The organism is Paenibacillus sp. FSL R10-2778 (assembly GCF_038593035.1).
Lineage (GTDB): Bacteria > Bacillota > Bacilli > Paenibacillales > Paenibacillaceae > Paenibacillus_AQ > Paenibacillus_AQ odorifer.
This window is the reverse complement of sequence record NZ_CP151956.1, coordinates 4,459,684-4,473,739: the sequence shown is the minus strand read 5'-3', so window position 1 is coordinate 4,473,739 and position 14,056 is coordinate 4,459,684. Positions and strand designations below refer to the sequence as shown.

The 14,056-nt window shown below is 41.2% G+C and carries 14 protein-coding genes; 7 read left to right on the top strand and 7 right to left on the bottom strand.

Going from position 1 to position 14,056, the window contains the following annotated elements:
- Positions 1-290: 290 nt before the first annotated feature.
- Positions 291-917 (bottom strand): glycoside hydrolase domain-containing protein, encoded by a 627-nt coding sequence (locus tag NST40_RS20210; protein ID WP_076190697.1) that lies wholly within the window; start codon positions 915-917, stop codon positions 291-293.
- 255 nt (positions 918-1,172) lie between these two features.
- Here NST40_RS20210 and NST40_RS20205 point away from each other — a divergent pair, with 255 nt between their 5' ends.
- Positions 1,173-1,673, top strand: a complete 501-nt coding sequence (locus NST40_RS20205) for a copper amine oxidase N-terminal domain-containing protein (RefSeq protein ID WP_342409931.1) — start codon at positions 1,173-1,175, stop codon at positions 1,671-1,673.
- A 23-nt stretch (positions 1,674-1,696) separates the two neighbouring features.
- A complete protein-coding gene (locus NST40_RS20200; RefSeq protein WP_342409930.1) occupies positions 1,697-2,290 on the top strand; it encodes a hypothetical protein in 594 nt (197 codons plus the stop codon).
- 77 nt (positions 2,291-2,367) lie between these two features.
- On the opposite strand, the gene NST40_RS20195 is transcribed toward NST40_RS20200, so the two are convergent.
- Positions 2,368-2,922, bottom strand: a complete 555-nt coding sequence (locus NST40_RS20195; protein WP_342409929.1) for an XRE family transcriptional regulator — start codon at positions 2,920-2,922, stop codon at positions 2,368-2,370.
- Between the two features lie 114 nt (positions 2,923-3,036).
- Here NST40_RS20195 and NST40_RS20190 point away from each other — a divergent pair, with 114 nt between their 5' ends.
- On the top strand, positions 3,037-3,618 hold the full coding sequence (locus tag NST40_RS20190) for a LysE family transporter (protein ID WP_076304549.1): 582 nt from the start codon (positions 3,037-3,039) through the stop codon (positions 3,616-3,618).
- A gap of 19 nt (positions 3,619-3,637) precedes the next feature.
- On the opposite strand, the gene NST40_RS20185 is transcribed toward NST40_RS20190, so the two are convergent.
- On the bottom strand, positions 3,638-4,627 hold the full coding sequence (locus NST40_RS20185) for a ketoacyl-ACP synthase III (RefSeq protein ID WP_076276140.1): 990 nt from the start codon (positions 4,625-4,627) through the stop codon (positions 3,638-3,640).
- 435 nt (positions 4,628-5,062) lie between these two features.
- Between NST40_RS20185 and NST40_RS20180 the strand changes: the two genes are divergently transcribed.
- Positions 5,063-5,728 carry a CAP domain-containing protein gene (locus NST40_RS20180; RefSeq protein ID WP_081387123.1) on the top strand — a complete coding sequence of 222 codons (666 nt, stop codon included), beginning with the start codon at positions 5,063-5,065 and terminating at the stop codon, positions 5,726-5,728.
- 422 nt (positions 5,729-6,150) lie between these two features.
- Here the strand turns inward: NST40_RS20180 and NST40_RS20175 are convergent, their stop codons facing one another.
- Genes NST40_RS20175 through NST40_RS20160 form a run of 4 tightly spaced genes read right to left on the bottom strand, consistent with a single transcriptional unit; the run spans position 6,151 to position 10,281 of the window.
- Positions 6,151-7,257, bottom strand: coding sequence for an endospore germination permease (locus NST40_RS20175; RefSeq protein WP_340396889.1), 1,107 nt, complete (start codon positions 7,255-7,257; stop codon positions 6,151-6,153).
- Between the two features lie 23 nt (positions 7,258-7,280).
- Positions 7,281-7,523, bottom strand: coding sequence for a hypothetical protein (locus NST40_RS20170; RefSeq protein ID WP_076217873.1), 243 nt, complete (start codon positions 7,521-7,523; stop codon positions 7,281-7,283).
- A gap of 2 nt (positions 7,524-7,525) precedes the next feature.
- Positions 7,526-8,695: a Ger(x)C family spore germination protein gene (locus NST40_RS20165; RefSeq protein ID WP_076276143.1), complete on the bottom strand. Its 1,170-nt coding sequence runs from the start codon at positions 8,693-8,695 to the stop codon at positions 7,526-7,528.
- Between the two features lie 5 nt (positions 8,696-8,700).
- Positions 8,701-10,281, bottom strand: a complete 1,581-nt coding sequence (locus NST40_RS20160) for a spore germination protein (RefSeq protein ID WP_256717474.1) — start codon at positions 10,279-10,281, stop codon at positions 8,701-8,703.
- 335 nt (positions 10,282-10,616) lie between these two features.
- Here NST40_RS20160 and NST40_RS20155 point away from each other — a divergent pair, with 335 nt between their 5' ends.
- The 3 genes from NST40_RS20155 to NST40_RS20145 all read left to right on the top strand — a co-directional run bounded on the left by NST40_RS20155 (position 10,617) and on the right by NST40_RS20145 (position 14,009).
- Complete coding sequence (locus NST40_RS20155) at positions 10,617-11,831, top strand: MFS transporter (RefSeq protein WP_076276144.1); 1,215 nt, start codon at positions 10,617-10,619, stop codon at positions 11,829-11,831.
- A gap of 129 nt (positions 11,832-11,960) precedes the next feature.
- Positions 11,961-12,686, top strand: a complete 726-nt coding sequence (locus tag NST40_RS20150; protein ID WP_076190714.1) for a LytTR family DNA-binding domain-containing protein — start codon at positions 11,961-11,963, stop codon at positions 12,684-12,686.
- Entirely contained in the window at positions 12,687-14,009 is a 1,323-nt protein-coding gene (locus tag NST40_RS20145; protein WP_341003131.1) for a GHKL domain-containing protein, read from the top strand. It begins immediately after the preceding gene.
- Positions 14,010-14,056 lie beyond the last annotated feature (47 nt).

Sequence of the window (14,056 nt, the reverse complement as noted above, 5' to 3'; positions counted from 1 at the left end):
CTGTCAGTGTGGAATGGATGCTCGATCGTAATTCGGCTGGACATTGGAAAATTCTATGGATTTTTCTCCGAGGGTTGCCCAAAGAAGACATTAAAGTCGGATAGCTACGATTTATGAATATCTGCTTAAACAAACCGCTACAAACCAGAAACACCAGGCAGAGCTTCTCCAATAATCGGATAATCCATGCCTGGTTGTCTTTTTACTATTTTTATAATAACGAGACTTTATTTGAATCTATCATAATCTGCTTTCGTACGACGCCTCGTCACCGATAAAAGAGGAATAAATTACTTTTTCCAGCCTCCACCGCTATGTGAGGAGGACTCTACATAGTCTACGTTGATTTTGCCGGTGCTTGTTCCTACCTCAGTGTTGAAATTATATTGTCGCAGGTTCCAATCCTCGAAGGTTCCCTGCCAGTCATTATCTACGATGAAGGTGTAACGTGTTGTGGCGGAATTAGTGCCTCGAATATGAGAGCAGACTGCTCGTGATCCGTAGATACCCATTTTATAACCTTTGGAATTTTTAGTACTGCTGTCTAGCACTGATTTTATGCCTTGAAAATAAGGTACTATATTGTTTGTGATTTCGGTAGAGGTCATATCGCGGTCTATCGCAAAATAAATCGGAGTGCTGCTGGTTTGTCCCAAATCACTTGCTAAGCCTACAGCCGTTTCAGCATCTTTAACCCCATTGGCTTTCGTAAAATGATCGAGCGATTTGCTGATTTGATAAAGGGATATGATATATAATCCCCCATCTGAAATCCGTGTAATCTCAGCTGAGGTGAGACCATCCTGGTATCCTTCCACGCGATTTAAATATCGGCAAACGAATGTGAATTTATTATTTTTAAGTGTAGTTAATCTTGCTGCTGTTACATTTGTAGCTGTATCACAACCTAAAGCCATTGTAATTGCCTTCTTTCAATTATTTTGTTTAAGGATTGGCGCCAACCTCCCTATCAATATATGAGAAAATTTTCACAGATTCTTGGGGGAACAACGAAATGAGAGAAAAAGAGGCAGATTGAGAGGAATAATAGAAGGAGAGACTTTGAACTTAGAATTTACCATTATTGTTAACTTATAGGAATCTTTGGAATTAAACTGCGTCTATACCCTATGAAGAATTTATGATTTTCTAACATGGAGGTTGATCAAGATATGGATAAAAGATGGTTGCTAGCTCCAATACTTGTTGCATCATTGCTTGCTGCTCCAGTTGCGAATGCGGCATTGCCCGCTTACTTCACTTTCATTATGGATGGAGGCGGGAAAGGTACGAGCGCTGCACTAGTAAAGGATGGGATTACTTATGTTTCAGCCAGTCACTGGGAAGCGGCAGGACTTAAGGTTGTATGGGATAAATCGCATCAAAGAGCGGAGTTTACTGGATGGGGAAAAAAGATAGCCGTTCGTATTGGAAGTAAACAGGGGGTCCTTGATGGTAAATTGGTAAGTGTAGAAGGTGTTCCTTTTGAAATTAATGGTCAACTCTATGTACCTGCCCGTTTTCTTGTAAATTCATTAGGAGGAACAACGGTCAGCTGGGATGCGACGAAGAGGATATATACAGCAACTGGGCTATTGAACTATGCTAGTGCCAGCGCACAATTTGCTGGATCTACTTATACAGTGGATAAAAAACAGGGGGTTTATATCTAACAGATTCCGCAGGACAAACTCGCTTGCTAACGAACCTTGGTTCGCAGTTATTCGATGCTGTTCAATTCGATTTTCAGAAGACGCCGAAAGGTCTAATCTATCTAACCGTAACAGATGTTTACGGAGAACCACATATCAATAATAAATGGTATACGATGATTATTAAGGATGGAATGGTCATTCGGCACGCAAGTGTAGGGTACCATCTTCGTTATGGTGACAATGTGAAAATAGCTGGCGATCAGCTCCTGCTTACCAATGGGAAAATATTACGATTAATTGAAGATGGAACAGGGAACGTAACGGAGACGATTAATCTGAACACCCTAGGTGGTAATTCGGGTAATTATTTAGTGGAGGGAATGGACGAGGATTTTCTGCTGATTCGGTCCAATCAGCAAGGTTTCCTCATGATGATAGATCGTAAAACAGGTGCCAAAACATTGTTGTACAAGGCACTTCTTGACGTAGAACAGCAAAAATATGCCGAAACAAACGACCTTCCTTTTTTTGGAGACAATCTGAAATTCCTGAAAAGAGAAGGGGATGCCCTGCTTTTTAATAATGAATATGTAAAAGACGGTAAGGTTTATAAGTTAATGCTGGACGGTTCATAATGGGGAGGCTGAGTATTATCTCCGCAGGTTATCATAGTAAGATTTGATCCCAAGGTTTAAGAACCTTCCTTTTTTTGCTAACTAGAATAATATAAGATCATGCTTAAACGGGTCAATGATTGTCCTGGATTATAATATACATGGGGTTTGTCTGCGTTAAACGTGATAGAATCACCAGATTTTAATAGATATTCATTATCATCGACACGCAAAGACAATTCACCATCAAATACAGTGATTAATTCTTCAGTTCCTTCCATATGTGGATTGGCATCAAGGTATCCACCCTCGTCTATCTCAACCGTATAACCCTCAAATCGTTTGCTTTCATCAAATGGGAAAGAGGGATACACCCGATATTTTCCGTTGTCTTCAAGCAGTGGCTGAATTTCATTTCTTAATACGACTCTTGTGTCAGGCTTTGGGTAATCTATCAGCGCAGAAAATGAAGTTTTTAATCCATTGGCGATCTTCCAAATGGTTGTAATGGTAGGTGCCGATTCGCCTCTTTCTATTTGACCAATCATTGTTTTGCTTACTCCTGTTAATTCAGCCACCTTTTCCAGGCTTAAATCTTTACTTCTTCTAATCTTTTTTATATTCTCCGCAATGATTTGATTTATCTCTTCCACGGTAATTCTCCTATCTCTATTTACTTTATAACGACCAGGATATACAATAAAACGCACATAAGGACGTTATAGCGTCTGATAAATACATTATAACATACAACGAGGTGTAATTCAGTGATTGTTTCTTTGTTTTTATATGCATTTGTGGCTAGCTTTACTCCGGGACCTAATAACATTATGGCAATGACTTTTGCAAACCAGTTTGGTTTACGAAAAACAATGAGATTTTGTTTAGGAGTGGGCACAGGTTTTTTCGTGATCATATTGTTATGTTGCTATTTTAATATACTTCTGATCAATTTTATCCCTAAGATTGAATCTATTATGGCTGTGATAGGCGGAGTCTACATGTTTTATTTAGCATTTAAAATTATTACAAGTAAACATCAAGAAAGTGATGGAAGTGGCGATAAACACAACAGTTTTATTGCGGGTATGCTTTTACAATTTATTAATCCTAAAGGGATATTATATGGAATCACAGTTACATCTACATTTATTCTTACCTCTCATTCTTCCTATTTTAGCTTATTGAGTTACTCTATAGTCTTAGCATTCATCGGGTTTATGGGCACTTTTAGTTGGTGTTTATGCGGTTCTCTTTTCAAAAAAATGATATCTAAATATAGAAGTCAATTTAATATACTTATGGGATTGTTGTTAGTGTATTGTGGAGTTTCGATAGTGATAGGATGATAATGAATGGAGCCCCATGTCAATAACGCCATAACATTGAACCGGCTTGATAACCTGACCCCAATGTCCAAAATAATAAGTTGTCGCCACGTTTGATCAAACCATGTTCAATAGCACAATATAAGGCCAGAAAGGGACTGCTTGTGCCTGTATAGCCATATTCGTCGGCTACATAAATAATTTTATGTTGATCCAGGTTCAGCTTAACTTGAAGTAATTTAATATTAGCCAATGTAAATTGTGAAAAACAAAAAACTTGTATATCCTCGAATGTTAGGTGATGTTTGTTTAATAATTCAACAATAGATGCTTCCGCAAATCGTACACTGTCTATTCCGCTGAATCTCCCCCAGTGTAAGTAGCGGTGTTCAGCCCCATCACGCAAAGACTTAGCCAATCCTTGAGCGGGGTACACAATTTCTTCTGTAAAACGGCTGTCCGAAAGATACCTTACGTCAATTAATCCACTCTCTGAATGATCTTTTTCTAAAATGAGGGCTACGGCGGCATCGCCAAAAATTGAATATGTTATTGGATGTGAAGGATCAGCCCATAAATTTAAAAAATCCGAACCGATAACCAACGCTCTATCTCTATCAGGATCATCGTATAAAGTACGAGCAGCCTGTTCAACCGCAATAAACATTCCTATACAATTACCATTCAAGTCATAGCAAAGCGTATCATCTTTACCTTTGATAGCTTTGTGAATAAGCAATGAATTCGTAGGTGATAAATATTCCGGAGTTGAGCTGGAAAAAAGAATCAGGTCTATATCTGCAGATTTCAATGATGCAGCATCAATTGCCTGTTGAGCGGCATTAATCGCCATCGTCAACGAGTTCTCCTTCGTTCCTTCAATAACATGGCGGTTTTTTCTGCCTGTCTTTTTAAGAATCCGCTTAATATCTATACCTTGCTTTTGAAAATGGTCAATAAAATATTGGTTGTTAATCACTCTTTCAGGACAATAAATGGAGACTTGTTTTATCGAGATACCTTCTAACATAGCATGATCACTCCTTGTAATAATTTTGCAATCACATTACATTAAGTAATCTAAAAGTATCTATTTACCTAACAACGCCTGCTTATTTCTATAAGCTTGTTTGTCCAAATCTTATTTGATGTTATACTTTATGATCTTAACAAAGCATAACATTAATTAGTAAAAAATTCTATAAATTACTATAAATGTAACTATATCGACGCATCTAAAATATCCACTAAGATTAAGTCCACAGCAACCATGTTGCGAGTGGACTTTTTTGCTTTTTATATTTTTGAATTAGGGATGAATAAATCAGGGGTACTTTACAAAAACTTTATTCGATTAAGTCACTACTTTGCCAAATCAGGAGGGGTTCTTATTAAACCATTTATCGTAATAGTAGCGCTATTACTCGTTACTGCTTGTTCGGGTAATCACTCGGCCAACAACCAAATGACAACTCAACAAACGAAGGTTGACAATCATGCTCGTAAAACTGCCTCAAGTTCAACTTTAACGCAAGCATCTTCCATTTCCACGGAGAATGCAGGGAATTCAACAATTAAGACTAAACAAGTTCCTGGCGATGTAACGAAATGGCTGGATGGGTTCATCCGTACCAATCCACCTACAGGAAGCACAACAGATCAAACAACGTATCCGCAGCAGTCGGCGAAACCACAATATTCTGCAAATCCGCAACATTCTGCTGTCCCACAGAAGTCTGCAAATCCACAACCATCCACCAATACATCCCAATCGGTACAGCAAGTATTGGATCTGGTGAATAAAGAAAGAACGAATGCAGGCTTGAAGCCTCTTAGCTTAAATAGCGAACTTTCGAAAATGGCTTTGGCTAAAGCGCAGGATATGTATGACAATAACTATTTTGACCATCAGTCTCCTACGTATGGATCTCCGTTTGATATGATGAAAGCATTCGGGATCTCATACAATTCAGCAGGGGAAAATATCGCCAAAGGTCAGTCGAGCGCAGAAGAAGTAATGAACCAATGGATGAACAGTCCTGGTCATCGTGCCAACATCCTGAATAGCAGCTTCACAGAAATTGGAATAGGTTACTATAACAGCGAGTGGGTTCAAGAATTTATTGGTTAGAGCGAGTAACGTAATAAACTTAACAGGGGTGTCCTAATAAGCTAAAAGTGGCTGTTGGGCATCCCTACTTTGCTTCGTTTGATCCAATAACAATTGTACAGACCAAGCCCATCGGACACAGCTGACCTTAAACGCGTCGTTGGTCCATATTTTGCATCCTAGCGGACTGTATAGCAGCTATTCCCACTAAATACACTCAATATGAGTCTTTTTTATGAGATGGTGTCAGTGGAGTCCTAAACTCTGCTCTATAGGCCAAAAAATTGCAAATAACGTCCTCTGGGTCCGGAAATCTCAGAATCTTCAATCGTGATGGCAAGCAATTATGTAGAGTAATACTTTTCCTGGCGGGCTGGATCCAAGAAAAGAAGAAGCTGAAGTCTGCGAAATGATATAGGGGAATGGAATCCGTTTAGAACGGGTTATTTTTTGTGTTGATTTATATGATAACGAATAAAAGTGACCAATAGAATCAGAAGAAACGGCAGGATGTAAGCTAGGTTAGTGATCAAGGGCCATGTAGTATTCACGATTTCCTCAAGCTCAGACTCCTGTGTGTAAGTCGTTACAGATAACAGCAGGCAGACAAAAGCAAGTGGGAAAACAATTAAACGTTCATCCTTCAATCTCAGAAGCTCCTTTAGTACTTTAATAAGAATAAGCAGCAGGATAGAAGCCTTGAAATAGAACCCGATAATGAGTGAAAAACCAATCACGGATTCGATTCTTTCAATGGTTTCCTGAAAATAAATGAGTCTCGCCAACTGATATAATGAATATTTCAAGCTGCCGGACAGTGGTCCCAATACCATAATACTGCTAATGACAGAAGCAATTAACGTCAGGGCATTGATGATGAGTGCAAGATACATCTGTTTTCCCAGTTTAGAATTGTCTTCTTTACGCACGAACGGTAAAATCATCGAAAAAACGATAAGCTCGGAATAGGGAAAGCCATAGACTACATATGCAGCACTTAGGATAGGCCTAAATCCATCAGGCATGATGGGCAGTAGGTACTCGGGATGATACAACCCTGCTACGAGTATCCAGACTAAGATGATAAATCCGAACATTAGTGACATTAGGACGGCTGCCATGCGGGCAATCACTTCAATTCCAGCTAGAGCTGTCATCGCAATCGTAATAAAAAACATGGTATTTACTGCGTAAGTGGGCGTTTCTTTTAACATCGTGCTTTTGAAAAAGGTTCCGATCTCAATTACAATTCCTGCGACATTCCAAAACAGTACACAAGTGAAAGGAATCAGGAGGACGAGGGTCAGTCCGTTTCCAAGTACGGAGCGGCTTTGTTCCACAAGCGAAAGATCTGGCGCTCGTCGGTTCAAATATAGAATACCGGAAAGCAGAGCCATTCCTATGGCCGAGGCGATTAAGAGGGATATCCAGGCTCCGTTGCCGGCAAAGTTAGTTAGTGACGCAGGGACGATAACGATTGAGGAACCGGTCATAAAGAAGAGAAACAGCATGGACATTTGGATCGAACTAACACGTTCTTGCTTATTCATACGTTCCTCCTCATTCTTTAAGCTTATGAAATGGCAGGGTTGATCCAATGGACGATGTGCTCAGCTGGAGCCGTGAATAAATTGAAGATGGAATCTAAATTGGGCCATGGCTTAGCTGCAATAAAGATAAATCCGAGATAAAGTACGGGTAGTAATAATACTCCATAAACTACTCGATCGCGGATGGAGGCTTGTCTAAACCTTGGGATGTCATGGGCTAGCATAGCGGAAGCTAATAAGAGAATGCAGATTATTTTTCCCACCATAGCTACTTCTCCTTTGTTCCAAATATTGTGCCTGAGTTCATTCCAGTGCTTAACACTTTGACATCAACGTTGATATCGAACTGAGTCTGGGCGAATGTATCCTTCCATTGAGGCTCTAGTTGTTTCCACAGCTGCGGATTTTTTCGGTAAATCTGATTGCCAATTCCGAGTGCGTCGATCTTTTTTGTTTTCAAAAACTTGGTTGCGTGCTCAACCTGTTGTTCAACCTGAGTTATGATACGCTGCTCAAAAAGCTTCATGTCCTTATTGTTTTTTAAATGTGAGCAACGTAATTCTCCGATCATCCCTTCAATAGCAATGTTTACACCGACGGACACAGAACCGTTTTTTACGATTGGAGTAAGCGTACTGTTGAAGGTAAGCACTTCAAGCGTTTCTTTTTTCCGCAGCGGTACTTCGGTCTCATCCGGGCAAGGAAATTCTAGTACTCCATAGATATATCTATCCGTCAGCATCATGAATGCTTCTGTATCCTTCTCCTTTAGAATGTCAATCATTTTACCGTCATGAATTACAGCCAGCCCAGATATCAAGGGTTTATGATCCAAACTGGAATTATGGAGGTAAGGGATGATGGAAGTATTGGAGGGGCTACACATTTGTATAGCCAGCTCATAGAGAGGAATCTTGGAAGTTTTTGCGGCATATAGAGCACCGCTCGTCTCCATTCTCTTATACTGTTGACCAATGGTCTGTTCGATAAACGGGTTGATATCTAAAAATGGTGCCGCAGATTGCTCAGCGATGAGAGGAAGAACAGTACCACGCGGTTCTTGATCCCTGGAGAAAAAATCAAGTACCTCCCGGATGTTCGAGGTTCTGGCTAGTTGCTCCCCGATTAATATGACACGCATATGATCCCATTTGGCTTTTCGGCCAAATTTTGCCGGGATCTCCCTTATTGCTTCAAAAAAGGTTTCTCCACTCGTAACAATATTAATTCCCTTGGACGCTGGATCCCCTGCTTGTCCCATTTCTATTTTGGTGGAAGGATTATAGAAATGTGTCGTGATTACAATCCGATTGTCTTCGCTTTGGTCAATGGCGACCGCCTGCACATACCCATACTCGTCCAATTCTTTATTATCCCAGCATCCGCTAGTTAGAGTGAGTACAAGAAGGGAAATTAGTATGGTAGTAAGCCGCTTCACTATATCTACTTCCTTCCCGAAGTCTTTTTATATAGGTGTCGATTCCGTGGTGAATGAAGCAGCAGTCTTCTCGGAAGTAGAAAAATAGAATCACGTACTCTTTTAAGATCTAACGGAGCTAACGAGTCTAAATACGGTTCTCCTAAAGAGCGCAAGGTAGCCAGATGGAGATAAATTAGAATAAAACCGACCATGATGCCAAGTCCTCCGAATGTTGCCGCGAGAATCATTAAGGGAAACCGTAAAATCCGCAGCGCAATTGCCATATTGTATTGTGGTAGCGCAAATGAGGCAATGCCCGTCAAAGCGACGACAATGACCATGACCGGAGAGGCAATCTGCGATTGAATAGCAGCTTGTCCAATGACCAAAGCCCCAACGATACTGACGGCCGATCCAATCGGTCTGGGTAAGCGTATGCCCGCCTCTCTCAATAGTTCAAAGAAAAACTCCATGATCAAAGCTTCAACCATAGCCGGAAAGGGGATTCCTTCGCGTGTGTTTAGAATGGCAAGCAGCAGAACCGTGGGAATTAGTTCGGAATGGAAGTTGGATAAGGCAATATAGGTACTGGGTAACAGCAGGGCAATGATGAAGGCAGCGACCCTAATCATTCTTATCAATGATGAAAAAATGGTCCGGTAGTAATAATCTTCGCTATTCGTAAAAAACTCCATGAAATTCCCGGGACAGATCAGAATGGAAGGACTTCCGTTAACCATAGCAATAATTTTTCCGTCTAGCAGAGCTGTTATAGCTGTATCCGGTCGTTCTGTATAGCGGACTTGTGGAAATGGTGAGTAGAGCGAATCACCGATCCACTCTTCGAGATAGGAAACGTCAAGAATTTCTTCCTGATCAATACTTGCTATCCGTTGTTTGAATTGATTTAATGTTTCTGGTTTGACTACTCCATCCAGATAACCATAGGACAACGTTCTTTGAACCTGCTTACCAGAGGTAAAGAACTCGAACTTAAGATTAGTAGATTTCAGCAAACTACGAATAACACCTACATTACGCTCTAAGCTTTCTATAAAGCTGACGTGGGGACCTTGAACAGTAGGCTCTGAAATGGGCTCAGAGGTTTGGCGCTGTTCTACATCGAAGGCATAATAGGCAACGGCTTTTTGCCAACCTGTAAAGAAAAGGACAACTTTCCCATCAAGAATCCCCTTAATGGCTTGACCGATATTGTCCATTAATTCAAGCAGCGGTGATGAAACACCATTTTTTTCAAAATAGGAGATGACATCTTCAACGGTCACGTCCAAGGTGGGACCCAGCTCATGCGGAACTAAATTCTGCAAGACATCTTTAAAATAATTTGTAGGGTCAGACTTAGTAAGTGTATTGAAATAGACGGATGAGGCTTCATACTTAAGATCCGGGCCATAATGCCATGGAATAACCTTTAGGTCCGAACAATTCGCAAAACAATTATTAATAATCTGTAAGTTGTCTTCGAGAGACGCAGAGATAGCATGGGAAAAAAGATCCTTCATTGAAAGCTCATTTTCGGCTTCGAATTGAGGGTGCACCTTAGGATTAGACGGAGGTGTCTTGGCGTTAAAAAATTTCCGCATGCAATTCTCCTTAAATAAATGAGATGTTAAGTGATTTTTATCTTCTCCCTTATTTAGGAATTTATTCGGAAGGTGGAGATAGATCAAATTTTTCGCAAAAAGAACAATTGGAACTGGCTCAGGGAAGAGATGCGATGTTATAATGAACATAATTTTTTTCAGGAGGTGCTCCTTGTGACCCATTCCATTCGTTTATGGTAATCAGTGGTGCAAGACAAGTGGACTCATTCATTTTTTGAGATATGGAAATGAGTTTATTTGTGATGTGCCTGTTTCAGTGTGCCTATGCTCATGGAATGAGTTTATTTAAGTTTTTAATCAAAGGAGATGACCTTATGCAAATACAATGGAAAAAAGCCTTCGCCCTTATTTTTAGCGGACAGATTTTCTCGATTCTCACGAGTTCGATGGTTCAATTCGCGGTGATCTGGCACTTGACGGAATCGACAGGGTCAGCGGCAGTTTTGATGATTGCTGGGTTGGCAGCGTTTTTGCCGCAAGCGGTCTTGGGTCCTTTTGTAGGGGTCTGGCTGGACCGTTGGAATCGTAAAATAACGATGATTATTGCTGATAGCGCAATTGCGCTCTTCAGTCTGATATTAGGTATTTATTTCATGTGGGGGGAACCGGGACTTGGCTTTGTGTATGTCATTCTGAGCCTGCGTTCGGCGGCATCAGCCTTTCATGCTCCGGCGTTTCAGGCGGCTGTTCCGTTGATTGCTCCTGAAGAAGAATTGACAAGAGTCGCGGGCTGGCAGCAGATGGTGTTCTCTTTCTCGAATGTAATGGGTCCTGCACTTGGGATAGCGGTTTACTCGGCAACTTCGCTCGGGGCAGTATTACTACTCGATGTGGCCGGGGCTTTGATTGCGAATCTGATGCTGTTCATGGTGAAGATCCATCAGCCTAAAGTGCAGTCTTCAGCTGCGCCGTCTTTCGTTCAAGAATTCCGTTTGGGTTGGAACGCACTCATTCAAGCGAAACCCATTGTGTTGATTACGGGGGCTACTGCGGTGTTTAGTATCGCATTTATGCCCTTGGCGACACTGTTTCCTTATATGACATTGTCTCATTTTGGCCGTGGAGGATACAGTGCCAGCCTGGTGGAAGCGGTGTTCAGCATCGGGATGATTTTAGGCGGTCTGCTATTGTCGATGTTCTCATCTAAATGGAGCGACATTAGCTATATGAGCGTAGGTCTGCTAGTCATCGGTCTTACCTGTGTGGTCAGTGGTTTGATTGGTCCGAATGCATTTGTGATCTTTGCCATTCTCTCGTTCTTGATGGGTAGTGCGGCACCCTTCTTCAATGGTCCCTTCATGGCGATGATCCAACGTTCTTTTGAACCCGAGATGCTTGGGCGTGTCATTTCACTCGTGACCAGCATTATGATGTTGTCTTCGCCAATTGGGCTGCTGTTGGCAGGACCTGTGGTGGATCGATACGGTGTGCAGCTATGGTTCCTCGGTTCAGGAATTGTGGTGATGCTGACCGCTCTGTTTATTTTCATCCAGTTTCGGCGGCTGGCGTCCGCGATTCCGATGAATTGACTAGGGTAAAAACTTCCCTGTAAAAAAGAGTTTATAGGCCGGTCCGAGAGGATCGGCTTTTTGGCGGTTCTTCATATTTTTTCAAATTATAATATGATAGAATTACGTTCACTTGGAGGGATACATAATATGAATCTTCACATTGCAATCTGTGACGATCAGAGGCAAGATGCCTCGCGGTTGGAAGAATTACTCATGAAGCAGATAACTAGCCTGCAAGGGATGACTGCCTCTATTGAGATTTTTGAATCAGGCCAAACCCTGCTTCAGGCAATGACGACTACCGCATACGATATAGTTTATCTGGATATGGAGATGCCCGAGTATAACGGTATAGAAGTCGCAGAGAAGATCCGGCTCAAAGATGCCAGGGTATTAATTATCTATGTCACCAGCCATACAAGTTATATGAGAAGAAGCTTTGCGGTTCATCCCTTTCGCTATTTACTGAAACCCATTGATGAACATGAACTGCAGACCGCCACAGTCAAAGCCATTCAGCAATGCATGCAAAGAAACAACGTGCTGTCATTCTCAATCCATCATATGAGCTATAATTTAAGGGTAGATGATATTATGTATATCACGGTAGAACGAGGCAAAAAATTGGTCCTTTGTACTGAACAAGGGACTTACTCGTATTATGGCAAACTGAGAGAGTTGGAAGGACAGCTGGGATCACATGATTTTTGTCGCGTACATACGGGATTCCTAGTAAATTGGCTGTATGTTCGTTCTTTAAGCAAAGAACTTATTCAGCTGAAGAACGGGGTGGAGCTTCCCGTCAGCCGCAGTAGAAGCTCTGATTCTTTACGGTCCTACCATGCCTTTATAGAAAAGAGGCTCTTAAGATAAATGTCTTTCATCCGGGAGATTAGTCCTTACTTTTTTGGTGTATTTATGCTCGTCCTTATATATGTCTCGCAAGGGGTCACATTTTATATTTTTCTCAAGAAATTCCTGATCCTGAGCAGGAGCAAACAGTCATTTATAGGTTGTCTTATTATCTTTTATATAATTAAATCGCTTACCGCTGCTAGCTTACCTCTAGTTGATTCGGTCATCCTTCACCTGCTTGTGTATAGTCTGATTACCATTATTTATTTCCGCGGCAGTGTGCTACAAAAGCTGTTCTTTAGCAGTTTCTATACAGTGTTTACGGTGGTTATTGAGATGCTGGTATGGTCTGGGATTCAGCATATCCCACTCAATGCCGAGGGAATAGATACAGTTAATTTCTGGTGGTTATCTTTTGCTTTCCTATTTGTTGTTTTGCTAAGCATCATGTTATGTCTGCTATTGCTGCGGTTGTTCAAAGTGGATACCACAACGTTACTGTCGAATCAGGATTGGGCTGTGCTGAATCTTGTTTCTGCGGGTTCTTTGCTTATTATTATTGTGAATCTGAGAAATTCCAGTGATAAACCTTTTGATATTCCGTTTGATTTTGTATTCATCCTGCTTGGGATTCTTGTAATTAATGTGGCTGTAATGTTTATATATCAAAAGTTAATGAAACGGATGCAAATAGAATTGCATAATCATGTGCTTCAGCAGCAAGTGAAGGATTACACGAGTAAACTGAAAGTTAATCAGGAAGCACAGCGTTTGCGGCATGATCTGAACCATGTGTTGATCCTTATTCATTCTCTGCTGGACGAAGGAGCTGTACAAGAAGCCAAGCGATATATTGCGGAGCTTGCTTCGACACAGGAGGCAGGAGAAAAGTATATTTCTTCTGGAAATATAGCTATTGATGCCATCTATAATGAGAAGTTCGCCAAAGCCGAGCTACATCAAGTTACAATGCAATCTCATTTTCGCATCCCGCAGGACCTGTTACTTGCAGGCAAAGAGGTTGAAATTGCAATTATTTTAGGCAATGCATTAGATAATGCAATCGAAGGGGTTCAGAGATTACCAGAGTCAGAGCAGAATGTTATTGGGCTGGAAGTGATTTATTGCGACGGGTTATTGGTGATTTCTTTAAAGAATCCTGCATCTCTGCTTACAGAGGACGGGCAGGGCTCTTTTTTGTCCAGCAAGCGGAACTTTGGGCGTAGAGGGTTCGGAATCGAAAGCATTGAGTATGCGGTTCAACAGCTTCAAGGAAGCGTCAGTTTCAGATATGAGAATGGGCAGTTCATGATGTTGGCGGTATTACCACTGCCTGAGTAGCAATCCGCAACCAACTACTCCACCTAACCTGCAAGTTACGGTCTCTT